Consider the following 24330-nt stretch of genomic DNA (forward strand, 5'->3'; position numbering starts at 1 on the left):
CGGGGGAGGCCGGGCTCAGCGGCCCGCGTTCACGCCTTCGAGGCTGAGCAGGCGGTGGAGGTAGGCGCCGTATCCGCTCTTGACCAGCGGTGCGGCGAGCTCGGCGAGGCGGGCGTCGTCGATCCAGGAGTTGCGCCAGGCGATCTCCTCGATGCAGCCGATCTTGAACCCCTGCCTCTGCTCGATCACGCGCACGAACTCCGTCGCCTCGATCATGGAATCGAAGGTCCCGGTGTCGAGCCAGGCCGTTCCCCGGTCGAGGACCTCGACGTTCAGCCGCCCCGCCTCGAGGTAGCGCTCGTTGATCGTCGAGATCTCGAGCTCGCCGCGGGCCGAGGGCGTGATCGTCTTCGCGATCGCCACGACGTCGTTGTCGTAGAAGTAGAGGCCGGGCACGGCGTAGTTGCTGCGCGGCTGCTCGGGCTTCTCCTCGATGGAGACGGCTCGGAAGTTCTCGTCGAACTCGACGACCCCGTAGGCGCGCGGGTCGGCGACCTGGTAGGCGAAGATGACGGCGCCCTCGATCGTGGTGTTCGCCGCGAGGGCGGTGCCCAGGGCGGTGCCGTGGAAGATGTTGTCGCCCAGGACCAGGGCGACCGACTCGTCGCCGATGAACTCCTCGCCGATCAGGAACGCCTGCGCGAGCCCGTCGGGGGAGGGCTGCACGGCGTACTCGATCCGCATGCCCAGGCTCGACCCGTCGCCCAGCAGGGCGCGGAACTGGTCGTTGTACTCGGGGGTCGTGATCACGAGGACCTCGTCGATCCCGGCCATCATCAGCGTCGACAGCGGGTAGTAGATCATCGGCTTGTCGTAGATCGGCATCAGCTGCTTCGAGATGCCCTTGGTGATCGGCCACAACCGCGACCCCGAACCACCCGCGAGGACGATGCCCCTCATCGGAGCAGCCCCGGGTGAGGAGCTGCGGCGGGGGTCCGCTGCACCGCCGAGGGGAGCGTGAAGATCTGCGGGGAGAGGGTCACGGAGCCGACTCTATCGGCGGCGCCGCGGTGCCTCCGCATGCCGGTGCGGCGGGCGCGGAACCCGTGGCGGGGACTGACGGTCGAGCGACCGCTGCCGACGCGATCCGACTCCGTGAGCGGCGCGCACGCCGCCCCCGCCTCCGTATCGCGCCTCCCACTCGGAGGCCGCCGGGCACGGGGATAACTTCTCCGACGTCCGCGGCTCCGCCTGCCGCGACGGAGAGAGGTACCGCCCTGTGCACGAGGTCATCGACCAGCGGGATTCCGCGCTCCTCCCGTCTCCCGGTCCCTGCCGCCGATCCCCCCTGACGGGGGGAGTCCGCCCGTGCTGACCATCGGGATCGTCGCCCTCGACGCCTGGCACGCGGCTCCGCTCGAGCGCGCCTGGCGCCGCCAGGGGCACCGCGTGGTCGTGGTGACCGGTGACCCGGAGGGGTTCAGCGGGGCGGAGCTCCGCCCCAGCGTGCTCGCCCGCTTCCTCGAGCCCGCCCGCCGGAGGGGCGCCGGGTCCGTCGGGCTCGCCGTCGTCACGCGCCGGGCCCGCCGACTGCTCGCCCCGGAGCGGCCCGACCTCGTGGTGGCTCTCCCGGGGACGGCCGTGGAGCTCGCCGGGCTCGCTCCGACGACCGTCCTCCTGGCCGACGACCTCCCGGCACTCCCGCGCCTCCGGTTCGAGGAGGAGCGCCGCGGTGCTGTCGTCGTCACCCCGACGGAGCGGCTCGCGTCAGCCCTCGCGGGAACGGTCGTGCCCCTGGGCCTGCCCGACGCGTCGTTCCCGACGCCGTCCGCCCCCGACGGGCCCCTCCGCTTCGCCGCCGTGGGAGCCTCCGGTCTCGACCGGGGCACCGAGCGGCTCGATCTCCTCGCCCGGCTGGACGGCACCGAGTACGTCACCGTGATCGACGACGGCGGCGGCATCGCCGACGACCTCGCGTCGGGGCTGCGCTCCGTCGGCGAGCAGGACCGCGACGGCGTCGTCGAGGTGCTCCGCCACTCCCACGTGTACGCCCACCTGACGCCGACGACGACCGGCGCGGCCGCCGGACTCGACGCGCTGGCGAGCGGGCTGCCGGTCCTCGCGATCGAGTCGAGCGTCCTGGCCGATCTCTGCGCGGCGGGGGCGGGCGTGGTCCTCTCCGACGACGCGACGCGCGAGGACTACGAGGACGCCCTCCATCGGCTCCGGCGCGAGTGGACGGCTCTCTCCCGGGGGGCCGCCGAGCTCGCGCGGGAGCGCCCGTGGTCCGTCGCGGCCGAGGAGATCCTCGCCCTCGCGGAGGGACGCGTCCGTGTCGCCTGAACCGGTTCCTGCTGTCGGCGCCTCCGCCGACGCGATGCTGCCGAACGCCGTCGCCCTGCGCCTGGCCGCCGTGCTGGTGCAGTACACCCTGCGGACGCACGGCGTCCGCAACCTCGTGGTGAAGGGCGAGGGTCTGCACCGCCAGGGGATCCGCGCGCCGATGACGTCGGCCGACGTCGACCTCTGGGTCGACCCCGAGCGCTTCGACGAGGCTCTCGGGCTGCTCGCCTCGATGGGCTGGCGCCGCCGCGCCGAGGCTCTCAGCTGGACGCTCTTCGTCGACCACTCGATCACGCTCGTCCACCCCTCGTGGCCGTGCGACGTCGACGTCCACCGCTCCTTCCCGGGTGCCTTCGAGGAGGAGCGGATCGTCTTCGACCGCCTCTGGGCGGCCGCCGAGGATCTGCCGCTGAGCGACGAGACCCTGCGGATCCCCGGGCGCGCGCACCACCTCGTGCTGCACGCCCTGCACCAGCTGCGCAGCGCGCGCTCCGCCTCGGCGACCACGGCGCTGGCGGTTCTGAAGGCGCACGCCGCCGGCCTTCCGAGCGAGGAGCGCGAGGCGATCCGCGACGCGGCCGTCGAGCTCGGCGCGCAGACGCCGATGACGGAGCTCCTCACCTCCTGGGGAGTCCCCGCCGCGCCCGAGGAGCGCTACCGGCAGGCCCAGATTCTCTGGGACGTGCGCCGCAGCTCCGACCGGCACACCTTCAACTGGCTGCACGCCGTGGCGTCCGCTCCCTGGCGCCTGAAGGGAGGCCTGCTGCTGAGAGCCGCCTTCCCCACCCGCGCGGATCTCGAGGCGAGCCATCCCGAGGCGACGACGGTCCGACGTCGGCTCCGGCTCCGGGGGGAGCGGACCCTGCGGGCGCTCCGAGGCCTCCCCTCCGCCCTCACCGGTTTCGCCAGGGTGGCGCTGAGCGGCCGCAGCGAGGAGCAGGGCCCGGCGTCCTCGTTCGAGGCGATCGCGGCGACCACGGCGCCGGTGAGCGACCTCCCGGCCTCGTCCGATCCCGCGGCGAGCGCCGTGCATCCGGTGGAGGCCTCCGCCGAGGCGCAGGGTGGCAGCGCGCCGCCGGCCCAGCGCTTCGCCGTCGAGCGCACGGACCGTCAGGTCTACGTGCTCGACCTGTCCCGCCCGTCGGTGCCCCCGATCGTGCTCTCGCTGAGCGCCGCCTCGGTCTTCGAGGCCGTGATCCGGCAGCGCCGGCGCCGGGACGAGGTCGTCGACCTCCTCGCCGATCACTACGACGTCGATCCCGGGACGATGGGCCGCGACGTCGACGCCGTCCTGGCCGAACTCGACGTCCGCTTCCCGGGCGCGGTTCCCGACGGGGCGCTCTCATGAGGGCCGCCCGTTCCCGATCCCTGCGGATCCTGCACGTCCTCGACTCCTTCGAGGACGGCGGAGCGCAGCGTGTGGCCCTCTCCCTGGGCGTGTGGAGCCGCGAGCACGGCTGCGAGACCGCCTACTGGGGGCGTCCCGGGCCGCTCAGCGACCGCGCCGCGCAGGAGTCGCCCGTCTTCGTGGTGCCGAGACCGAGACAGGGCTTCGCGGCCGATCTCCGCGGCGTCGCTCTCGCCGTCCGCCGGTTCCGCCCGCACGTCCTGCACGCCCACCATCGCCGCGAGGCTCTGCTGGCCCTCCTCGTCGGCGCCGCGCTCGGTGTCCCCGTGGTCGAGCACGCGCACACCGAGCTGCCCGGGATCGACAGGCGAGCGCTCTCCTTCCGCTCCCGGCGGGTGTTCGCCGTCTCCGCCTCCGTGGGGCGGATGGTCGTCGAGGACTACGGCCGCCCGCAGGATCGCGTCGTGGTCACCGGCAACGCCCCGGCGAACGTCACCGCGGAGCCCGCGAGCGCGCAGGAACTCGCCGAGCCGGTCGTCCGCGTCCTCGGCATCGGGCGGCTCGCGGAGCAGAAGGACCCGATCCGCTTCCTCGCGGCCGTCGAGGCCCTCGCCCGGGTCCGGCCCGTCACCGGCACCTGGCTCGGCGACGGTCCGATGCTGCCGGTGCTGCGCGAGCGCGCCCGGGGAGCCGGAGTGGTCGACTTCGCCGGTCCGTCGGCGGACGTGACCGGAGCGCTGGACGCGGCGCATCTCCTCCTGTCGACCTCGCGGTGGGAGGGGACTCCGCTCGTGATGCTGGAGGCGATGGCCCGCCGTCGCCCGGTCGTGGCGACCGACGTCGGCGGTGTGGGTGAGCTGCTCGCCGACGGTCGGGGCCTCCTGCTCCCCGCCGACGCCGACGGGGAGCGGATCGCCGAGCTCCTCGCCGCCGCTCTGGAGCGACCCGAGGGGCTCCTGATGCAGGCCGACCGCGCGAAGGCGTGGGTGGACGAGGCCGCCTCGCCCGACGCCGTCTTCGGCCCCGTCGTCGCCGCCTACCGCGAGCTCGGGGGCCGACGGTGAGCGGGCGCGTGCACTCGGTGACCGTCGTGGCTCCCTGCTACAACGCGATCGCCCGGCTCGACGGCTTCCTCGCGCGGCTCGCACTCACTCTCGGACCGGGGATGCGGGTCGTCCTCGTCGACGACGCGTCCTCGGACGGCACGGCGGAGGTGCTCGAGAAGTGGGCCGAGGGACGCGAGGACGCCCGGGTCCTGCTCCTCGAGCAGAACGGCGGCGTCGCTGCCGCCCGGAACCGCGCCCTCGACGGCATCGACTCCGAGTTCGTCTGGTTCGTGGACGTCGACGACGAGTGGGACACGGAGATCCTCCGGACCCTCACCGCCGAGGCCGAGCGGACGGCGGCCGACGTCGTCGTCTGCCGGGCGCTCTACCGCACCCGGCAGTCGACCTCCGGACGTGTGATCGACGGCCTCGACCGGCGCGAACTGGTCTCGTCCGAACTCGCTCTCGAGCGGATGGCGTCCGGACGCCTGCACGGCTTCCTCTGGAACAAGCTCTTCCGCCGCGCCGTCCTGCAGGAGGAGCTCTTCCCGCGCTTGAGCTCCCAGTCCGACTTCGTCGGCGTGCTGCGGGCGGTCCAGGCGTCGGAACGGGTGCTCTTCGTGCCGGAGATCCTCTACTCCTACGTCCACACGGCGTCCTCGATCACCCGTCGGCGCGACCCGGACCTCCGGAACCTCCTGGTCTGCGCCGAGGAGATGCGCGCGGCGCTCGCCCGTACGTTCGAGGAGGTGCCGCGCCCGCTGTCGGACTGGTTCACGACCTGGTTCTACGCCGTCCCCGTCGCGCTCACCCCGATCCGCCAGAACTCCGACGCGGCGCTCGTCGAGACCGGCGTCCGGCTCGGGTCCGAGGCGCTGCGCGACGTCCGCGTGCTCCGCTCCGCGCGGTCGCCGCGGCTGCTCGTCCTGGGGCTGGTGCTCAAGCACGTCCCCGCCGCCTTCACGGCGCTCAGCCGGATCCTCTACGCCGTGCACGACACCCGCCGCCGGCTCTCCGATCGGAGGAGCACCCGGTGCACGACGTGACGGTCCCCGTGCAGGCGGCCGCGACCGGCCCCTTCCGCACCTCCGCTCCGTTCCCTCCCTCCCGCACCGACCCCCGAGGAGCACCGGCATGACCTCCTACATCACCGGCCGCATCGAGCGGATGCCGGCCAGCATCACCACGCTCGACGAGGCGGCGGAGGCCGTGCTCGAGCTGTCCCGGAGCGGCCGCGACGAGCTGGTCGTCACGCCGAACACCGACCACTTCGTGCGCTGGAAGCACTCCGGCGAGTTCCGGCGGTACTACGGCCGGGCGTCCCTCGTGGTGCTCGACGGGGCGCCTCTGGTCTGGCTGGCCCGCTCGTACGGTCACCGCACGGCGAGCCGCGTGACGGGCATCGACCTCTTCACCGAGGTCTGCCGTCGCGCGGCGCTCGAGGGCGCGCCGGTCGCTCTCATCGGCGGACGCCCCGGAGTCGGCGATCGCGCAGCCGCCGAGCTGCAGCAGCGCTTCGCCGGGCTGCAGGTGCCGGTCGTCGTCTCGCCGGAGCCGGCCGAGCTCGCGGACGACGCCTACCTCGCCCGCCTCTCCTCGACCCTGCGCGCGGCCGACGTCCGCATCGTCGCGCTCTGCCTCGGCTCCCCGAAGCAGGAGGAGGTCCGCGAGCGCCTGCTCGCCGTCGGCGGCACGGGAGCGGTGTGCCTCGGCGTCGGCGCCGCCGTGGACTTCCTCGCCGGCGAGATCCCGCGGGCGCCGCTCGTGGTGCAGCGCCTCGGCCTCGAGTGGGCGCACCGGCTCAGCCGGGAGCCCGGCAGGCTCTGGCGGCGCTATCTGGGCGACGCCGTGCGGGTGCTGCCGAGCGTGGTCGCGGCCCTCCGCTACCGGGTGCGCCGTGCCGTCCGCTGAGCACGCGGGAGTCGCCGCCGCCGCCGAGAGGCCGCTGGTCCTGGTCTGGAAGCGCGCGTGGCTGCAGGACTCCGAGACGTTCGTCCGCAATCAGATGCACGGACTCGAGCGCTGGCGCGCCCTCGGAGTGGGCCTCGAGCGCACCGGCTCGGGCGTCCTCCACGACCGCACGGACATCGTCCTGCACGATCCGATCACCCCTCGCGGGCGGCGGTCCCTCCTCCTGCGGTGGCTCGGAGTGTCACGACGGCTCGACGCGATCGTCGATGAGCACCGGCCCGCCCTCATCCACGCGCACTTCCTCATCGACGCCGTCTTCATCGCGCGGTACGCACGGAGGAGGCGCCTCCCGCTCGTCGTGACGGGGCACGGCTACGACGTGACCAGCTGGCCGCTCGCGACCGGAGCTCCGCGCCTGCTCCGCCCCCTCGCCCGAGCTCACCGCGCCCTCGAGGCCCGCGCCGTCTTCCGCACCGCGCACGCGGTGATCGGGGTCTCCCGCTTCATCACCGACGGGCTCCTGCGCCTGGGCGCGGACCCGCGGCGCACCGGAGTGGGCTACATCGGCGTCCCGACCTCCCGCCCCGAGGCCGCACCGGCTGCGGAGCGCGCGGGAATCGTCTTCGTCGGACGCCTCACCGACAAGAAGGGCGTCCCGGATCTGCTCGAGGCGGTCGCCGCCCTCCCCGGACCGATCCGCGACGTCCCCCTGACCGTCGTCGGCGACGGCCACCTGCGGGAGGCGCTCGTCGAGCAGGCGGCGCGGCTGCGCCTGCGGGTGACCTTCACCGGCTCCCTGCCCCCCGCCGAGGTCGCTCGCCTCCTCGCCGGCGCCGCGGTCTTCTGCGCACCGTCGCGGACCGCGGCGACAGGCGACTCCGAGGGCTTCGGCATGGTCTTCCTCGAGGCCGCGCTCGCCGGCGTCCCCGTCGTCTCGTACCACCACGGCGGCGTCCCGGAGGCGGTCGAGGACGGCGTCACCGGGCTGCTCGTCCCGGAGGGGGACGTGCCCGGCCTCACCGGGGCGCTCGCCGCCCTGCTCCGGGACCCGGACCGCGCGACGCGGATGGGCGCGGCCGGGCGGGAGCGCGTGCTCGCCTCGTTCGACCTCGCCGAGCGGATCCGCGACCTCGAGGACCTCTACGACCGAGCGGCCGGGCGGTCAGCGTCGACGACGGACGGAGATCACGGATGAGCCGCGCCGAGCACCGCGCCGACGATCCGCGACCGGGCCTCCGTCCGGCCTCCGCCGGGCGGGAGAGGTGAGCCTGCGCCGGAGCACCGTCGACGCGACCGCCTGGACGGCGGTCTCGTTCGCCGTCGCGCTCGTCGTGCAGCTCGGGCAGTTCGCGCTCCTGGCGAGACTGCTGGACCCCTCCGAGATGGGGATCATCGCGATCGTCGCCCTGCTCAACGCGTTCGTCGACATCTTCCTCGGAATGGGGGTCGCCCAGGCGATCATCCAGCGCCGGCGGGCGACCAGCTTCGAGCTCTCGTCGGTCTTCTGGCTCAACCTCTCCGTCGGGCTCCTGGTCACCGTCGCCGTCCTCCTGGGCGCCGCACCGATCGCCTCCCTGCTCGGGTCCGCCGCCGCGGCGCCGGTCCTCACCGTCGCCTCGCTCGTGTTCGTGGGCAGCGCGGCCGGGCAGGTGCCGAGAGCGGTGCTCGAGAAGGGGATCCGGTTCCGAGCGGTCGCCGTGTCCGAGACGATCGCTCTCGTCGGCGGCTTCGCCGTGACGGTCTGCCTCGCGGTCTCGGGCGCGGGGGCGCTCTCCTATGCGTGGGGGCTCGTCGCGACCGCGGCTCTGCGCTCCGTGCTCGCCCTCGTGCAGGCCCGCCGCTGGTTCCGGCTGCGGTTCCGGTTCCGGATCCGCGAGACCGCCCGCTTCCTCTCCTTCGGCGTCTTCCAGACCCTCGACGGCATCGTCAACTACCTGGGCTCGAACGCCGGCTCGCTCGCGATCGGCCGCCTGCTCGGACCGGCCCAGCTGGGCGGGTACACCCTGGGATACAACCTCGCCGTGAACCTCCCCGCGAGGGTCAACCCGATCGTGACGCGGGTGATGTTCCCGGTGTTCTCCTCGATCCAGCACGACCGTGAGCGCGTCGCGCGGAACCACCTCCGCGTCACCGCGGTGCTCAGCATGGCGAGCATCCCGCCGCTGATGCTGGTGGCGCTGCGCTCCGAGGAGATCGTGCGGCTGTTCTACGGACCCGGCTGGGGCTGGATCGCGGGCATGACGAGCGCACTGACGGTGGTGGGCGCGGTGCGGGCGATCGGCAATCCGGTCGGCTTCATCCTGATGGCGATGGACCGGGTGCGGTTCGGGCTGGTCGTGAACATCGTGAAGACCGCGATCACGGTCCCGATGATCGTCGGCGGGGGAGTGCTGTTCGGACTCGACGGCTTGATCGGCGGGCTGCTGCTCTCGAGCGCTCTCGGCTTCGCCGTCACCTGCGCCGTGCTGCGGGTGGTGCTCGGAGTGCGCCTCGGCGCGTTCCTGCGCGCGTGCGCCGCGGGGCCGCTGCTCGCCGCACCGATGGCGATCGTGCTGCTCCTGCTCCGCCTGCTCCCCGAGGGCGCGCCCCTGCGGCTGCTCCCGGTGGAGCTGGCGCTCGCGGTCCTCGTGCTGGGAGCGACCGCCCTCCTGGCGCCGGGGCGCGACATCGCCGAGGCGCGATCGCTCGTCCTGTCGCGACTGCCCGCCCGGCTCCGGCCCGGCTCCGCCGCCCCGGTCGAGGTCGCCGTGGTGCTGGCCGCCGAGGAGCGCTTCGACGGCAGCGGGGGAGCCGTGGCGACCTGGGTCCGCGAGACGGTGTCCCGGTCCTCGCTCCGGATCGCCGTGCACGCGCCGTGGTCGTCGGCGTCACCGGGCGTGGACGTCCGGCCGCACCGCCTGTACCGGCGGATCTACGCGGTCCAGCGGCGCGCGGCACTCCTCCTGGCGCGTCGGCGCGACAGCGACCCGGGCGCCGAGCTGCGCCGGCTGTCCTTCGGCGGGCGCTTCTGGCTGCTGGTGCTCGCTCCGTCGCTGCGCCGTGTCCCGACGGTCTGGATCCACAACCGCCCCCGCTACGCCGTGCGCCTGCGCCGCCTGGGCTACCGGGGGCGGATCGTCGCACACCTGCACAACGACCTGCTCGATCACCTGCCACCCGATCCCGCCGCCGCCCGGCGCTACCTCGACGCGGTCGACGAGTGGATCTTCTGCAGCGAGTTCCTGCGCGCCCGGGCGGTCGACCGGTACGGCCTGATCGCCACAGCCGTCCTGTACAACGGGGTCGTCCCTCCGCCCGAGGTCCCGCCGGCGCCGCTCGGCGGTACTGCGGAGGCGGTCTTCGCCGGGAGGCTGGTGGCCGAGAAGGGAGCCCGCGAGGCCGTCGAGATCGTGAGGCGGATGCGGAGCGAGCACGGCGCCGATCTGCGGCTGGTCATCGCCGGCGCATCGGGCCTCGGGGACGACGCGACGCCCACCCCGTACGTCCGAGCGCTCGACGAGGCTGTCGCCGCCCTGCCCGGCGTCGTGCGCCGGCTCCCGTTCCTCCGGCACGAGGACCTGCTGGAGCTGTTCGGCTCCTCGGCGCTCCTGCTCTACCCCTGCCGCTGGGACGAGCCGTTCGGGATGGTGGTGGTGGAGGCGCTCTCGCGGGGGATCCCCGTCGTGACGGTCGAGCGCGGAGGCCTCCCCGAGATCCTGCGCACCTCCGACGGAGTGGTCGACGGATCCGTCCTCGTCCCGCCAGGCACGGAGGAGGAGGTCGCGGACGCCGTCCTCGCGGAGCTCCCCGCCCTCATCGCCTCGCTGCGCGATCCCCGGCGACGCGCGGAGGTCGCTGCGGCGTCGCGGCGCCGAGCGGCGGACTTCGGCTGGCCGGGCATCGCCCGCCGCGCGGACGAGCTGCTGGCAGACCCCCGTGGCTGAGGCGCGGGGCCGCCGCGCGCACGCGGATCGACGTTCCGCGCCAAGCCCGTCGAGGCTCGTGCCGCGCGATTAGTGTCGGCGCGACATGCCACCTGCATCCCCTCTCCCGCCCGCGTCCGCCGACGCCACCGCCTCTCCCGTGCTGCTCGATCCGCCTCCCGCTCCGGACCGGCGCCCGCGGACGACCCTCCCGCCGCGAGAGGTCGGCCCGTCGTCCCGGAATCGGCGCGCCGCTCCTCCGCTCCGCCAGACGGAGGCCGCCACCGGCACCTCCGCGGAACGGCTCTGACATGGGCCGCCACGCCGACGACGCCCTCCTCCGCCGCCCGACCGCCTCTCGTCCCTCCGTCATCGCCGCGACCCGCGTCACCGACGCTCCGGAGACCCGCGGGCGGCCGTCGCGCGCGCCGGCGGATCCCGCTCAGCGGCGGCACGAGCGGATCGTCCTCGTCTTCCTCGCGGTGCTCCTGGCGCTGAGCGTCGTGCAGCTCTACACCCTGGGCCCCGTCACCGCTCCGGTCGCCTGGAGCCTGCTCTTCCTCCCGTACTCCGTGGCGCGGCTGCGCGGCGGGCGGATCGACCGGTTCGTGGTCGTGGTCCTCCTCGTGATCGCCGGCACCCTCTTCGCGCTCACCTACTCCGGAGCACGCGCGGCCGCGCTGCGCGACGTGGTCTCCGTCGTCTCCTTCCTCACTCCGTACCTGGCCGTCCGCGGGCTCGGCGACGGCGCCTGGCGTGTCGTCGGCCGCGCCCTCAACTGGGCGGCGCCCGTGTTCCTCCTCCAGGTGACGCTCACGATCCTCTTCCAGCTCGATCCCGTGCAGGAGACCGCCTACCTCCGGTGGCCGGAAGCGGTGCTGTTCTCCGACATCTACGTGCGGGACATCTTCACGACGTCCTTCAACAACGTCCTGCAGGAGAAGTCGGGAGGGTTCTTCCTCAACGGCAACATCGCCTCGATGTACATGGCCACGACCGGCGCGCTGGCCTTCGCCGTCTGGAGACGGCAGCGGGGGAGGCTCCTCCTGCTCGTCGCCGTCGCCGGGCTGGTCGGCGCCCTCTTCACGCTGTCCAAGACCGCGATCGTCCTCGCGATCGTCCTGCCCCTGCTGGTCGCCGCGATCCGCGGACTCAAGGGACGCAGCCTCGGTCCGGTCGCCTGGATGATCACCATCCCCTCCGGGATCACGGCCGTGTACGCCGTCGCCGTGTCCTTCCCTCAGCTGGCGGAGGCGGGCCTGCTCACGCTCGGGGCCCGCGGCGACTTCCTGCGCCTGGCTGCGAGTGCGTTCCCCGACAACTGGCTGCTGGGGCTGGGGTACGGCGGATGGCAGGAGCTGTGGCTGGCGCGCGGGTCGCAGTTCACCCAGCACAGCGAGCCGCGCCCGCCCCACAACCTCCTCGTCACCGCGTGGACCAACGGCGGACTCCCGATCGCGCTCCCCGTCCTCGCGTTCCTCCTCCTCGCCACCGTCGCCGTCGTGCGCCTGCTCCTCCGGGTCGCCCGGAACGAGGCCGTCGCCGTCGGTGCGCTCGCCGTCGCCGTCCTCTGGACGTTCCTGCACGGGATGGCCGACAACACCACCTGGTTCGGCGATCAGCACTCGCTCGCGACGCTCGCCGTCTCCGTGGCGCTCGTGGGCGTCCTGTCGGCGGAGGCGCCCGCGCCGGGCCGAGTGCCTCACGGAAGCGCTCCGGCGGCCTCGGCCGGCGCGGGTCGGGCGCCGCTGCGACGGCCGCCGAGCCCCGGCCTCGGGCGGCGCTGACGCGACCGCCGCGCCGCAGCCGGTCCGGACACGGACCGCGCCGGTATCATCGACCCGTTATGGCACGCATCTACGACTGCTCCGTCGACACGGACCTCCTGACCGGCACCCGTCTCGCGCGGACGGCCATCGGCCGCGGCGAGCTCGTGGTGATCCCCACCGACACCGTCTACGGCGTCGCGGCCAACGCGTTCGACGCCGCCGCGGTCCAGCGCCTGCTCGACGCGAAGGGACGGACGAGGCAGTCGCCGCCGCCCGTCCTGATCGGGGACGTGGCCGCCCTCGACGCCCTCGCCGAGAACGTGCCGGAGGCGGTGCGCGACCTCGCGCGCGAGTTCTGGCCCGGCGGGCTCACCATCGTCCTGCACGCCCAGCCCTCCCTGGTCTGGGACCTGGGCGAGACGCGCGGGACCGTGGCGCTGCGCATGCCGGACAACCCGGTGACGATCGAGCTCCTCGCCGAGACCGGTCCGCTGGCGGTCTCCTCCGCCAACCGCACGGGGCAGCCCTCGGCCACGACCGCACAGGAGGCGTTCGACCAGCTCGGCGACTCCGTCGACGTCTATCTCGACGCCGGCGCCGCCGGATCGCGCTACAGCGACCGCCCCGCGGGCGCCAGCGAGTCCTCGACGATCGTCGATGCGACAGCGCTGAGCTTCGAGGGCGGCACCCTGCGCATCCTGCGCCAGGGCGTCGTGTCGGCCGAGCGGATCCGCGAGGTCGTCGGCGACCTGCTGCCGGATCCGGACGCGCCCCGCGCCGAGACGTCGGAGCCCGACGCCTCCACGGTCGGCGCGGCGCAGGCCGGGTACCAGCAGGAGCCCGCCGAGACCGCGACCGGCAGCGACCCGTACGCCTTCGAGCGGACCCCGACCGCGCGCCCCGACTGGGCCTCCGGCGCCCGCCTGCAGGACGACTCCGCGCCCGGCGACTCCGCGCCCGTCGATTCCGCCGATGCGCCGGACACGGGCTCGTCGAGCACGAACGCGCCGACGCCCAACACCGGCACCGGCGCCGCCCGCACCGACTCCGCTCCGGGTGAGTAACCGGTGATCACCTTCGCCCTCGTCTCGCTCGCGGTCGCGCTCGTGACCGGAGCGCTGTCGTGGGTCATCTGGAAGCTGAGCCTGAAGTACCGGCTCTACCCGAAGATCCGCGTCAGGGACATGCACACGCGGCCGACCCCCCGCCTGGGCGGCATCGCGATGTTCCTCGGGATCCTCGTCGGCTTCGGCATCGCCTCCCAGCTGCCCTACTTCCGGCTGGTGTTCGCCAATCCCGAGCCGATCCTCGCGATCCTCGGCGCGAGCCTGCTCATCGTCCTCATCGGCGTCGCCGACGACATCTGGGACCTGGACTGGACCACGAAGCTGGCCGGTCAGCTGATCGCCGCCGGCCTGATCGCCTGGAAGGGCGTGCAGATCGTCTCCCTGCCGATCGGCGGCCTGACCGTCGGCTCGCCGTGGATGTCGCTGATCATCACCGTGCTCGCGATCGTCCTGGTCACCAACGCTCTCAACTTCATCGACGGCCTCGACGGCCTCGTGGCGGGCGTCGCCCTGATCGCCAACGGGGTCTTCTTCCTCTACAGCTACCTGCTGGTGCAGCAGACCTCGCCCACCGACTACTTCAACCTGGCCTCGCTCATCGCGGTCCTGCTCGTCGGCGCCTGCGCCGGATTCCTCCCCATCAACTGGCGTCCGGCGCGGATGTTCATGGGCGACAGCGGCGCACTGCTGATCGGGATGCTGATGGCCACCTCCGCGATCGCGGTCACCGGCCAGATCGACCCGGCCCAGCTCGCGGCGAAGGAGCTCCTGCCCGCGTTCATCCCGATCATCCTGCCGTTCGCGATCCTCGTGGTGCCGCTGATGGACTTCGGCCTCGCTGTGATCAGGCGCCTGCGCGCGGGAAAGTCGCCGTTCAGCGCCGACCGGAAGCACCTGCACCACCGCCTGCTCGACATGGGGCACTCCCACCTGCACGCCGTGCTGATCTTCTACGCGTGGACCGCCGTCGTCGCCGTCAGCTGCCTGCTGATGTTCGTGGTCGACGTGCTGTGGGTCCCGCTCGTCTTCCTCGGAGTCGGTCTGCTGGTCTGCACCGTCGTCACGCTCGCCCCGCTCAGCCGCCGCAAGCGGCTCGAGGCGGCGGCGCAGTCCGCGGAGGCCTCACCCGTCCTCGACCCCCTCGACCGCGCGTCCTCGACGGAGCTGCTCCGTCCGCCGGCCGGACTCCCGATCGACCGGGACACGACAGCGCCGACCACGGCGCGGAAGGAAGCATCATGACCGGAGCCTCCCCGGCCACCCCCCGTCCGCAGCCCGCGTCCGTCCCCGTCCTGCGCCGCGCGCTGGTCGTGGGCGGCCTCTTCGTGCTCGCCCTGGCCGTTCTCGGCACCGTCGTCGGCGGGATCGCCGCCGGGGGAGAGGGCGCGATCGGAGCCCTCCTCGGCGCGATCGTCGGCGGCGTGATGGTGCTCCTCACCGCCGCGAGCATCCTCGTCGCCAACCGCCTCGACATCGGCGGGTTCTTCGCCGTCGTCCTCGGCACGTGGCTCGCCAAGTTCGTGCTGTTCGTGATCGCCGCCCTGGTCCTGCGCGATCAGCCGTGGCTGAACAGCACCGCGATGTTCGTCACGATCATCGTCGCCGTCCTGGGGTCCCTGGTGATCGACGTCCTCGTCGTCTCGCGCTCGCGCATGCCGAACGTCAGCGACATCGCTCGATGAGGACGAGCCGAACGGTTCCTGAGAGGACCACGATTCGGCTCTCAGGCCGTTCTGTTGCTACAGTAGGGACGAATCCCGCAGGCGAACGTGTCCTCAGATCGTCTCATCGTTGATGGCGGTCGTCGAGCACGATCGCCGTCCGAGCGGAAAACCCCACCTTTCGTCGTCGCGAGAGCGTTGCGTCCGAATGATTCGATTCGGTCGGCTGCAACGTGCCACGCCCCGAATTCCAGGAGCTAGCGCTGTTTGCTAACGCTGTGACCCTGTTGGTCTCGTCCTCGACCGGTGAGAGTGACTTCCACACCCCGTCGATCTCCGAGTTCTTCCCGCCCGGTTTCCTCTTCGAGGGAACCCCTTTCGAGATCAACCGCGTCATGCTGGTCCGCTTCATCGCGGTCATCGCACTGATGGTGTTCTTCTGGCTCGGGACGCGCAAGCTGCGACTCGTCCCCGGCCGCTTCCAGAACGTCGTCGAGCTCGCGTTCGACTTCGTCCGCGTCACCATCGCCAAGGACATCCTCGGCGAGAAGGACGCGCGCCGGTTCCTCCCGATCCTCGTGACGATCTTCTTCGCGATCATCTCGATGAACCTGACCGGCATCGTCCCGTTCCTGAACATCGCGGGGACCTCCGTGGTGGGCATGCCGCTCTTCCTCGGCCTGGTCGCCTACGTGACGTTCATCTACGCGGGCATCAAGGACCGGGGGATGGGCTTCTTCAAGAACGCCCTGTTCCCGCCCGGAGCGCCGTTCCTGATCTACTTCATCCTCACGCCGATCGAGCTGCTGCAGACGTTCATCATCCGTCCGCTCTCGCTCGCACTGCGGCTCGTGATGAACATGATCGTCGGCCACCTCCTGCTGGTGCTGTGCTTCTCGGCCACGCAGTTCTTCCTCTTCAGCTCCCAGATCGACCCGGGCTTCAAGCTCTTCGGCGTCGTGACCTTCGCCTTCGGCGGTGCGTTCACGCTCTTCGAGCTCCTCGTCGCCGTGCTGCAGGCCTACATCTTCACCCTCCTCGCTGCGGTCTACATCCAGTTGGCCGTCGCCGAGGAGCACTGACCCCACTACTCACGGGCTCCCGCCCGTTCTCACGATCACCCCACTGAAAGGACCCACTCGTGGACTCAGTCACCGTTCTCGCCGAACTCACCGGCAACATCGCGACGGTCGGTTACGGCCTCGCAGCGATCGGCCCCGGCATCGGTGTCGGCATCGTCGCGGGCAAGACCGTCGAGGCCATGGCGCGCCAGCCCGAGATGGCCGGCCGCCTCCAGACCACGATGTTCCTCGGCATCGCGTTCACCGAGGTGCTCGCGCTCATCGGCCTCGCCACCTACTTCATCTTCGCGGCGTAGTCGTGTTCAGCACCGCTGTGAACATCGCTGCGGAAGAAGGTGACGTCCCCGCGGTCATTCTGATCCCGGAGTTCTACGACTTCTTCTGGTCGGGGGTGATCTTCCTCATCCTGCTGTTCTTCTTCTGGAGGCTGGTCCTGCCGCGCCTGCAGAAGATGCTCGACGCGCGCTCCGCCGCGATCGAGGGGAACATCGCGAAGGCCGACGAGGCCCAGCGACAGGCCGAGGCCGCCCTCGAGAAGTACACCGCCCAGCTGGCCGAGGCCCGCGCCGAGGCCGGAGTGATCCGTGAGAAGGCGAACGCCGACGGCAACGCGATCGTGGCGGCGAAGAAGGAGCAGGCGCAGGTCGAGGCCGAGCGCATCCTCCACAACGCGCACGCTCAGATCGAGGCGGACCGTCAGGCCGCCGTGGTCTCGCTCCGCTCCGAAGTCGGAACCCTCGCCATCGACCTCGCCTCCGGCGTGATCGGCGAGAGCCTCAACGACGACGCGAAGGCGTCCGCGATCGTGGACCGCTTCCTCGCCGACCTCGAGGCCTCGGAGAAGGCGAACAACTGATGGGCAGCGCGTCCAGGCAGGCACTCGCATCGGCGAAGGCGGAGCTCTCCGCCCTCGCCGGTCAGGCGTCCCTCGACACGGCCCAGCAGCTCTTCGAGGCCGCACGGGTCATCGACGGCCAGGCGCAGCTGCGCGCGGCCCTCGCCGACCCGAGCGCCGACTCGAGCAGCAAGCAGGCTCTCGTCGCCCGCGTGTTCGGTCCCTTCGGCGAGCCGGCCAAGCGCCTGCTCACCGTGATCGTCGGCCACCGCTGGTCGAGCCCGAGCGACATGGTCGCCGGGGTCGAGGAGGTCGGGGTCCGCGCGATCGCGTCGTCCGCTCCGGAGGGCGTCAACCTCGAGAAGGAGCTCCACTCCTTCGGCGAGGTCGTCGCCTCCGACGCCCAGCTCGAGCTCGCGCTCGGCAGCAAGCTCGCCGCCGCCGACTCGAAGGTCGCGCTCGTGCAGCGCCTCCTCGAGGGCAAGGCCGCGGCCGAGACGCTGGCGATCCTCCGGCAGCTGATCGCGCACCCGCGCGGTCGCCGCATCCCGGAGCTCGTCCGCTTCGCAGCAGGCGTGGTCGCCGACCAGGGCGGGTTCATCCTCGCCACGGTCTCGGTCGCCGCACCGATCGCCCCCGAGCAGCTCGACCGGCTCCGCTCGGCGCTCACGCGCCAGTACAGCCGACCGGTCTCCGTCAACGTCGTGGTCGATCCCTCCCTCCTGGGCGGGATGCGCCTGCACGTCGGCGACGAGGTCATCGACGGAACCGTCTCCGCACGGCTGTCCGACCTGAAGCTCCAGCTCGCGTCCTGACGGGCGCACGTATCCTCAGAGGGCACTGCCCTCGATCCCCGCACCATCCAGGTCAGGCCCCGACGACCTCTTCGGCTCGCACGGACCCAACGAATAGGAATTCCCATGGCAGATATCACCATCAGCCCGGATGAGATCCGCGACGCGCTGAAGGACTTCGTCTCGTCGTACGAGCCGGGCAAGGCCTCCACCACCGAGGTCGGCTACGTCATCGACGCCGCCGACGGCATCGCCCACGTCGAGGGCCTCCCCGGCGTCATGGCCAACGAGCTCATCCGCTTCTCCAACGGTGTCCTGGGCCTGGCCCAGAACCTCGACGAGAACGAGATCGGCGTCGTCGTCCTCGGCGAGTTCTCCGGCATCGAGGAGGGCATGGAGGTCACCCGCACCGGCGAGGTCCTCTCGGTCCCCGTCGGCGACGGCTACCTCGGCCGCGTCGTCGACCCGCTCGGCAACCCGATCGACGGACTCGGCGAGATCGCCTCCGAGGGCCGCCGCGCCCTCGAGCTCCAGGCTCCCGGCGTCATGTCACGCAAGTCGGTCCACGAGCCGCTGCAGACCGGCATCAAGGCCATCGACGCGATGATCCCGGTCGGCCGCGGCCAGCGCCAGCTCATCATCGGCGACCGCCAGACCGGCAAGACGGCCATCGCGATCGACACGATCATCAACCAGAAGGCCAACTGGGAGTCGGGCGACACGAACAAGCAGGTCCGCTGCATCTACGTCGCCATCGGCCAGAAGGGCTCGACCATCGCCTCGGTGAAGGGCGCGCTCGAGGACGCCGGAGCGATGGAGTACACGACCATCGTCGCGTCCCCCGCCTCCGACCCCGCCGGCTTCAAGTACCTCGCCCCCTACACCGGCTCGGCCATCGGCCAGCACTGGATGTACGGCGGCAAGCACGTCCTGATCATCTTCGACGACCTGTCGAAGCAGGCCGAGGCCTACCGCGCCGTGTCGCTCCTCCTGCGCCGCCCGCCGGGACGCGAGGCGTACCCGGGCGACGTCTTCTACCTGCACTCCCGTCTGCTGGAGCGCTGCGCGAAGCTGTCCGACGAGCTCGGCGCCGGCTCGATGACCGGTCTCCCGATCATCGAGACCAAGGCGAACGACGTCTCGGCCTACATCCCGACCAACGTGATCTCGATCACCGACGGCCAGATCTTCCTCCAGTCCGACCTCTTCAACGCCAACCAGCGGCCCGCGGTCGACGTGGGCATCTCGGTCTCGCGGGTCGGCGGCGACGCGCAGGTCAAGTCGATCAAGAAGGTCTCCGGCACGCTGAAGCTCGAGCTGGCGCAGTACCGCTCGCTCGAGGCCTTCGCGATGTTCGCCTCCGACCTCGACGCCGCCTCGCGCCGTCAGCTCGCCCGCGGCGCCCGCCTGACCGAGCTGCTCAAGCAGCCGCAGTACTCGCCGTACCCCGTCGAGGAGCAGGTCGTCTCGATCTGGGCCGGAACGAACGGCAAGCTCGACGAGGTCCCGGTCCCCGACGTGCTGCGCTTCGAGCGCGAGCTCCTGGACTACCTGGGCCGCAACACCCTGGTGCTGAACACCCTCCGCGACACCAACGTGCTCTCCGACGACACCGTCGCCGAGCTCAACCGTGCCGTCGACGGCTTCAAGCTGGAGTTCCAGACCGGTGAGGGCAAGCCGCTCGCCTCGGTCGGGCGCGAGGAGCACCAGGCCATCGCGGCCGACGAGGTCGGCCAGGAGAAGATCGTCAAGGGCCGTCGCTGACCAGCGGCACCCCGTCGATTCGCCACTTTTAGGACAACAGGAGACACATGGGAGCGCAACTCCGGGTCTACCGGTCGAAGATCCGCTCGGCCCAGACGACCAAGAAGATCACTCGGGCCATGGAGCTGATCTCGGCCTCGCGCATCCAGAAGGCGCAGAACCGCGTCGCTGCCGCGGCGCCGTACTCGAACGCGATCACGCGCGCCGTGTCCGCTGTCGCGACCTACTCGAACGTGGAGCACCCGCTCACGACCGAGCGCGAGAAGCTGGACACGGCCGCGATCGTGATCTTCACCTCCGACCGCGGCCTCGCCGGCGCGTTCTCCTCGAGCGTGCTCAAGGAGGCCGAGGAGCTGGCCGCGCTGCTGCGCAGCGAGGGCAAGGAGGTCGTCTTCTACCTGGTCGGTCGCAAGGCGAACGCGTACTTCTCGTTCCGGAAGCGGGCCAGCGTCCGCGTCTGGACGGGCGGCACCGACCAGCCCGTGTTCGAGACGGCGAAGGAGATCGCGGACGCGGTCGTCGAGTCGTACAACCTCGATGACGAGGAGGGCGGCGTGGACGAGATCCACCTCGTCTACAACCGCTTCGTCAGCATGGTCACCCAGCAGCCGACCGTCGTCCGGCTGCTGCCGCTCGAGGTCGTCGAGGGCGCCGAGGAGCAGAACAGCGAGCTGTACCCGCTCTACGAGTTCGAGCCCGACCCCGAGACGGTCCTCGACCGCCTCCTGCCCGTGTATGTCGAGAGCCGCATCTTCAACGCGATGCTGCAGTCGGCGGCCTCGGAGCACGCGGCACGCCAGAAGGCCATGAAGTCGGCGAGCGACAACGCGGACACGTTGATCAAGACCTACACGCGTCTCGCCAACAACGCCCGCCAGACCGAGATCACGCAGCAGATCGCCGAGATCGTCGGCGGCGCCGACGCCCTGTCCTCCTCCAAGTAAGAGGGCTCCGCTCCACACAGTTTCGACTCCGCCCTCCGGGAGCGGTGAGACCACAGAAGGAAGTAGCAATGACACTGACCGCACCTGAGGCGGCGACCGGGACGTCGGGCGGGGCCATCGGCCGCATCGCCCGCGTCACCGGCCCCGTCGTTGACATCGAGTTCCCCCACGACGCGATCCCCGAGGTCTACAACGCGCTCTACACGCACGTCGAGGTCGAGGGCGTCTCGAGCAAGCTGACCTTCGAGGTCGCGCAGCACCTGGGCGACGACCTCGTCCGGGCCATCTCCCTGAACCCCACCGACGGACTCGTCCGCGGCCAGGAGGTCCACGACACCGGCCTGCCGATCTCGGTCCCGGTCGGCGACGTGACCAAGGGCAAGGTCTTCAACGTGATCGGCGAGGTGCTCAACGCCGACGCCGACGGGAAGATCAACGGAGAGTCGTTCGAGATCACCGAGCGCTGGCCGATCCACCGCAAGCCCCCGCAGTTCGACCAGCTCGAGTCCAAGACCGAGCTGTTCGAGACCGGCATCAAGGTCATCGACCTGCTCACTCCGTACGTGCAGGGCGGCAAGATCGGCCTGTTCGGCGGCGCGGGCGTCGGCAAGACCGTCCTCATCCAGGAGATGATCCAGCGCGTCGCGCAGGACCACGGTGGAGTGTCCGTGTTCGCCGGCGTCGGCGAGCGCACCCGTGAGGGCAATGACCTCATCGCCGAGATGGAGGAGGCGGGCGTCTTCGACAAGACCGCGCTCGTCTTCGGCCAGATGGACGAGCCGCCGGGAACGCGTCTGCGCGTCGCCCTGTCGGCACTGACCATGGCGGAGTACTTCCGCGATGTGCAGAAGCAGGACGTGCTGCTCTTCATCGACAACATCTTCCGCTTCACGCAGGCCGGCTCGGAGGTGTCGACCCTCCTGGGCCGCATGCCCTCCGCGGTGGGCTACCAGCCGAACCTCGCCGACGAGATGGGTGTGCTCCAGGAGCGCATCACCTCGACGCGCGGACACTCGATCACCTCGCTGCAGGCGATCTACGTCCCCGCCGACGACTACACCGACCCGGCGCCGGCGACCACCTTCGCCCACCTCGACGCGACCACCGAGCTCTCCCGTGAGATCGCGTCGAAGGGCCTCTACCCGGCCGTCGACCCGCTCACGTCCACCTCGCGAATCCTCGACCCCCGCTACCTGGGCGCCGACCACTACCGCGTGGCGACGAACGTGAAGCAGATCCTGCAGAAGAACAAGGAGCTGCAGGAGATCATCGCGATCCTCGGTGTCGACGAGCTGTCGGAGGAGGACAAGATCACGGTGTCGCGTGCGCGCCGGATCCAGCAGTTCCTCTCGCAGAACACCTACATGGCGAAGAAGTTCACCGGTGTCGAGGGATCGACCGTCCCGCTGAAGGACACGATCGAGTCGTTCGACGCGATCACCAAGGGCGAGTTCGACCACGTGGCCGAGCAGGCGTTCTTCAACGTCGGCTCGATCTCGGACGTCGAGGAGAAGTGGACCCAGATCCAGAAGGAGAACGGCTGATCATGGCCGGGACCCTGAAGGTCAGCGTCGTGTCCGCGAACGCCGAGGTGTGGTCCGGAGAGGCGAAGCAGCTCACGGCTCGCACGGTCGAGGGCGAGATCGGCATCCTCGCCGGCCACGAGCCGATGCTCGCGATCCTCGCCACCGGCGAGGTGCGCGTCACGGCCCTGGACGGCACGCGTCTCACCGCGCAGGCCGACGACGGCTTCCTGTCCGTCGAGAACGACGTGGTGACCGTGGTCGCCCGTCAGGCATCGCTGGTCTAGTACACCGCCGCTCACCGCGGCACGGAGGGGCCGGACGATCATCGCGATCGTCCGGCCCCTTCGTCGTGCCGCCCGTCCCTCTTCTCCGAAGGAGTCCTGTGCACGTCCTGCTGCCACCGTCCGAGACGAAGCGCGACGGCGGCGACGAGCCGTTCGTGCTCGAGTCGCTCGCCTTCCCCGAGCTCCACGCGAAGCGGCGCGAGCTGGCGGAGGCGCTGATCGCGCTGGCCGGGGACCCCGAGCTCTCTGCCCGGGCGCTGAAGCTCGGTCCGCGTCAGCTCGGCGAGATCGATCGCAACGCGGGGCTCGCGACCGCGGCAGGCCTCCCCGCGGTCGACCGCTTCGACGGGGTGCTCTTCGATGCGCTCGACGCGCGCAGCCTCGATTCCGGTGCACGGGAGGTGCTCGGTCGGACGGCGATCGTGCAGTCCGCGCTCTGGGGGCCGATCCGCGCCCTCGACCTGATCCCTGCATACCGTCTGTCCCACGACTCCCGTGTGCCGGGCAGACCGCTCAAGCGGTGGTGGGCGGCGGAGGCCGGGCGGGTGCTGAGCGCGCTCGACGGGCTCGTCCTCGATCTGCGGAGTGAGGCGTACGCGGCGCTCGGACCGGTCCCTGCGGGCGAGGGGCGGTTCTTCGTCCGCGTCCGCTCGCGCGGGGCCGACGGCGTCCTCCGGTCGCTGAACCACTTCAACAAGCAGGGCAAGGGACGCTTCGTTAGGGCGCTGGCGGAGGACCGGGTGGCGACGGAGTCGCTCGGCGAGCTCTCGGCGTGGGCGGCCGGGCGCGGGTTCCTGCTCGCCGAGAACCGGCACACGGGAGAGCTCGACCTCGTCGTGCCGGAGTCGTAGGCGTCAGCGTCGGCGCCAGCAGCCGGTGAGGTGGTCGTCGACGACTCCGGCCGACTGCATCAGCGCGTACGCGGTGGTCGGTCCGACGAAGCGGAGCCCGGCGGCCTTCAGCGCTCGCGCGAGCGCCGTCGACCCGGGCGTCGTCGCAGGGACGTCGGCGGCTCGGACCACCCGGTCCTCGACGTCCGGATCGTGGAAGGACCACACGAGCTCGTCGAGCGCGCCCTCGCCTCTCTGCTCCAGGAGCGCGAGCACGGCCCGGGCGTTGTCCCGGGTGGCGATGATCTTCGCGCGGTTCCGGATGATGCCGCTGTCCTCCATCAGCCGCTCGACATCGGTGTCGTCGTACCGGGCGACGCGGGCCGGATCGAAGCCGTCGAAGGCCTCGCGGAACCTCGGCCGCTTGCGGAGGATCGTGATCCAGGAGAGGCCGGACTGGAACGCCTCGAGGGAGATCTTCTCGAACAGCAGGCGATCTCCGTGCAGCGGGGTGCCCCATTCCTCGTCGTGGTAGCGGCGGTACTCCGGATCCGCGCCGCTCCAGGCGCAGCGGACCAGGCCGTCCTCTCCCTCGACGAGTCCGTCGGCCGTGCTCATCGGTGGGGGATCCCCTCGTGATCGAGAAGCCAGGCTTTCGTGGCGACGCCCTCGCCCGCGCTGAAGCCGGTGATCCGTCCGTCGCTCGCGAGGACGCGGTGGCAGCCCACGATGATCGGCACCGGGTTCGCACCGACCGCTCCGCCGATCGGCCGGCCCGCCCGGGGGCGACCGGCGGCCGTGCCCAGTGCGCCGTAGGAGGTGATCTCCCCGAAGCCCAGAGCCTGGAGCCGCTGCCAGATCTCGAGCTGGAAGGGCGTGCCGCGCAGAGCGACCGGCAGATCGAAGGAGCGGCGGGTCCCATCGAAGTACTCGTCCAGCTGCTCGACGGCCCGCAGGAGCACCGGGAGGTCCGACTCCGGGAGGTGCTCGTGCGGGAGCAGACCGGCCTGCTCGATGGCGAGCGAGACGATCGCATCGCCGTCGCTGCCCACTTCGATGCGGCCGAGGGGGCTCGTCGTCCGTCGGACGTGAAGGGGAGTCGTTCTCATGCGTCGAGAGTATCCGCGGGACTCCCCACCGACCGGCGGGAATCGGACACCGGTGCAGAACTCGGCCGATCGGTCCCTGTGGAGGGATTCCTGGGGGCCGGAGGGCGCCATCCGTGCGCCGGCGATTCGGTGTCGATGGGACCTCTCCCTCCACAGGCGGCGATCTCGAGATCCT

At 71.5% G+C, this 24330-nt stretch carries 23 protein-coding genes; 20 read left to right on the forward strand and 3 right to left on the reverse strand.

The window, feature by feature from the left end:
* Positions 1-15: 15 nt before the first annotated feature.
* Positions 16-900, reverse strand: coding sequence for a glucose-1-phosphate thymidylyltransferase RfbA (gene rfbA / locus C5D09_RS01765; protein WP_104268473.1), 885 nt, complete (start codon positions 898-900; stop codon positions 16-18).
* A 408-nt stretch (positions 901-1308) separates the two neighbouring features.
* On the opposite strand from rfbA, the gene C5D09_RS01770 reads away from it, so the two are divergent.
* The 20 genes from C5D09_RS01770 (at position 1309) to C5D09_RS01865 (ending at position 23067) form a co-directional block, all read left to right on the forward strand.
* Entirely contained in the window at positions 1309-2283 is a 975-nt protein-coding gene (locus C5D09_RS01770) for a hypothetical protein (protein ID WP_104268474.1), read from the forward strand.
* On the forward strand, positions 2273-3631 hold the full coding sequence (locus tag C5D09_RS01775) for a PqqD family peptide modification chaperone (protein WP_146085594.1): 1359 nt from the start codon (positions 2273-2275) through the stop codon (positions 3629-3631). The genes C5D09_RS01770 and C5D09_RS01775 overlap by 11 nt, the downstream gene beginning before the upstream one ends.
* On the forward strand, positions 3628-4695 hold the full coding sequence (locus C5D09_RS01780; RefSeq protein WP_104268476.1) for a glycosyltransferase family 4 protein: 1068 nt from the start codon (positions 3628-3630) through the stop codon (positions 4693-4695). The genes C5D09_RS01775 and C5D09_RS01780 overlap by 4 nt, the downstream gene beginning before the upstream one ends.
* On the forward strand, positions 4692-5723 hold the full coding sequence (locus C5D09_RS01785) for a glycosyltransferase family 2 protein (RefSeq protein ID WP_181134995.1): 1032 nt from the start codon (positions 4692-4694) through the stop codon (positions 5721-5723). Before C5D09_RS01780 ends, C5D09_RS01785 begins: the two co-directional genes overlap by 4 nt.
* Positions 5724-5811: 88 nt before the next feature.
* Positions 5812-6588 (forward strand): WecB/TagA/CpsF family glycosyltransferase, encoded by a 777-nt coding sequence (locus tag C5D09_RS01790; RefSeq protein WP_104268478.1) that lies wholly within the window; start codon positions 5812-5814, stop codon positions 6586-6588.
* The gene (locus C5D09_RS01795) at positions 6575-7783 is read left to right on the forward strand and encodes a glycosyltransferase (RefSeq protein WP_104268479.1); all 1209 of its coding nucleotides are present in this window, start codon (positions 6575-6577) and stop codon (positions 7781-7783) included. Before C5D09_RS01790 ends, C5D09_RS01795 begins: the two co-directional genes overlap by 14 nt.
* Positions 7784-7850: 67 nt before the next feature.
* Positions 7851-10511 (forward strand): MOP flippase family protein, encoded by a 2661-nt coding sequence (locus C5D09_RS01800; RefSeq protein ID WP_104268480.1) that lies wholly within the window; start codon positions 7851-7853, stop codon positions 10509-10511.
* A gap of 290 nt (positions 10512-10801) precedes the next feature.
* The gene (locus C5D09_RS01805; protein WP_104268481.1) at positions 10802-12277 is read left to right on the forward strand and encodes an O-antigen ligase; all 1476 of its coding nucleotides are present in this window, start codon (positions 10802-10804) and stop codon (positions 12275-12277) included.
* Positions 12278-12336: 59 nt separating this feature from the next.
* Positions 12337-13323, forward strand: a complete 987-nt coding sequence (locus C5D09_RS01810; protein WP_104268482.1) for an L-threonylcarbamoyladenylate synthase — start codon at positions 12337-12339, stop codon at positions 13321-13323.
* Positions 13324-13326: 3 nt separating this feature from the next.
* Positions 13327-14568 (forward strand): MraY family glycosyltransferase, encoded by a 1242-nt coding sequence (locus C5D09_RS01815; protein WP_181065442.1) that lies wholly within the window; start codon positions 13327-13329, stop codon positions 14566-14568.
* Entirely contained in the window at positions 14565-15008 is a 444-nt protein-coding gene (locus tag C5D09_RS01820) for a hypothetical protein (RefSeq protein ID WP_104223021.1), read from the forward strand. Before C5D09_RS01815 ends, C5D09_RS01820 begins: the two co-directional genes overlap by 4 nt.
* Before the next feature lie 257 nt (positions 15009-15265).
* A complete protein-coding gene (atpB, locus tag C5D09_RS01825; RefSeq protein WP_104268483.1) occupies positions 15266-16069 on the forward strand; it encodes a F0F1 ATP synthase subunit A in 804 nt (267 codons plus the stop codon).
* Positions 16070-16128: 59 nt separating this feature from the next.
* On the forward strand, positions 16129-16365 hold the full coding sequence (locus C5D09_RS01830) for an ATP synthase F0 subunit C (RefSeq protein ID WP_055794702.1): 237 nt from the start codon (positions 16129-16131) through the stop codon (positions 16363-16365).
* A gap of 2 nt (positions 16366-16367) precedes the next feature.
* Positions 16368-16925, forward strand: coding sequence for a F0F1 ATP synthase subunit B (locus C5D09_RS01835; protein WP_244229449.1), 558 nt, complete (start codon positions 16368-16370; stop codon positions 16923-16925).
* Positions 16925-17719, forward strand: coding sequence for a F0F1 ATP synthase subunit delta (locus C5D09_RS01840; RefSeq protein WP_104232703.1), 795 nt, complete (start codon positions 16925-16927; stop codon positions 17717-17719). The genes C5D09_RS01835 and C5D09_RS01840 overlap by 1 nt, the downstream gene beginning before the upstream one ends.
* A gap of 105 nt (positions 17720-17824) precedes the next feature.
* Positions 17825-19462 (forward strand): F0F1 ATP synthase subunit alpha, encoded by a 1638-nt coding sequence (atpA, locus tag C5D09_RS01845; protein WP_104268484.1) that lies wholly within the window; start codon positions 17825-17827, stop codon positions 19460-19462.
* Positions 19463-19509: 47 nt separating this feature from the next.
* Positions 19510-20406 carry a F0F1 ATP synthase subunit gamma gene (locus C5D09_RS01850; protein ID WP_104223024.1) on the forward strand — a complete coding sequence of 299 codons (897 nt, stop codon included), beginning with the start codon at positions 19510-19512 and terminating at the stop codon, positions 20404-20406.
* 68 nt (positions 20407-20474) lie between these two features.
* Entirely contained in the window at positions 20475-21950 is a 1476-nt protein-coding gene (gene atpD, locus C5D09_RS01855; RefSeq protein ID WP_104223025.1) for a F0F1 ATP synthase subunit beta, read from the forward strand.
* Between the two features lie 2 nt (positions 21951-21952).
* Entirely contained in the window at positions 21953-22216 is a 264-nt protein-coding gene (locus C5D09_RS01860) for a F0F1 ATP synthase subunit epsilon (protein ID WP_104223026.1), read from the forward strand.
* Positions 22217-22314: 98 nt separating this feature from the next.
* Positions 22315-23067 carry a YaaA family protein gene (locus C5D09_RS01865; RefSeq protein ID WP_104266966.1) on the forward strand — a complete coding sequence of 251 codons (753 nt, stop codon included), beginning with the start codon at positions 22315-22317 and terminating at the stop codon, positions 23065-23067.
* Between the two features lie 3 nt (positions 23068-23070).
* Here C5D09_RS01865 and C5D09_RS01870 read toward each other — a convergent pair whose 3' ends face one another.
* Positions 23071-23664, reverse strand: coding sequence for a DNA-3-methyladenine glycosylase I (locus C5D09_RS01870; RefSeq protein WP_104232699.1), 594 nt, complete (start codon positions 23662-23664; stop codon positions 23071-23073).
* Entirely contained in the window at positions 23661-24155 is a 495-nt protein-coding gene (locus tag C5D09_RS01875) for a methylated-DNA--[protein]-cysteine S-methyltransferase (protein ID WP_104223029.1), read from the reverse strand. The genes C5D09_RS01870 and C5D09_RS01875 overlap by 4 nt, the downstream gene beginning before the upstream one ends.
* Positions 24156-24330 lie beyond the last annotated feature (175 nt).

This window comes from Rathayibacter sp. AY1C9 (genome assembly GCF_002932315.1).
Lineage (GTDB): Bacteria > Actinomycetota > Actinomycetes > Actinomycetales > Microbacteriaceae > Rathayibacter.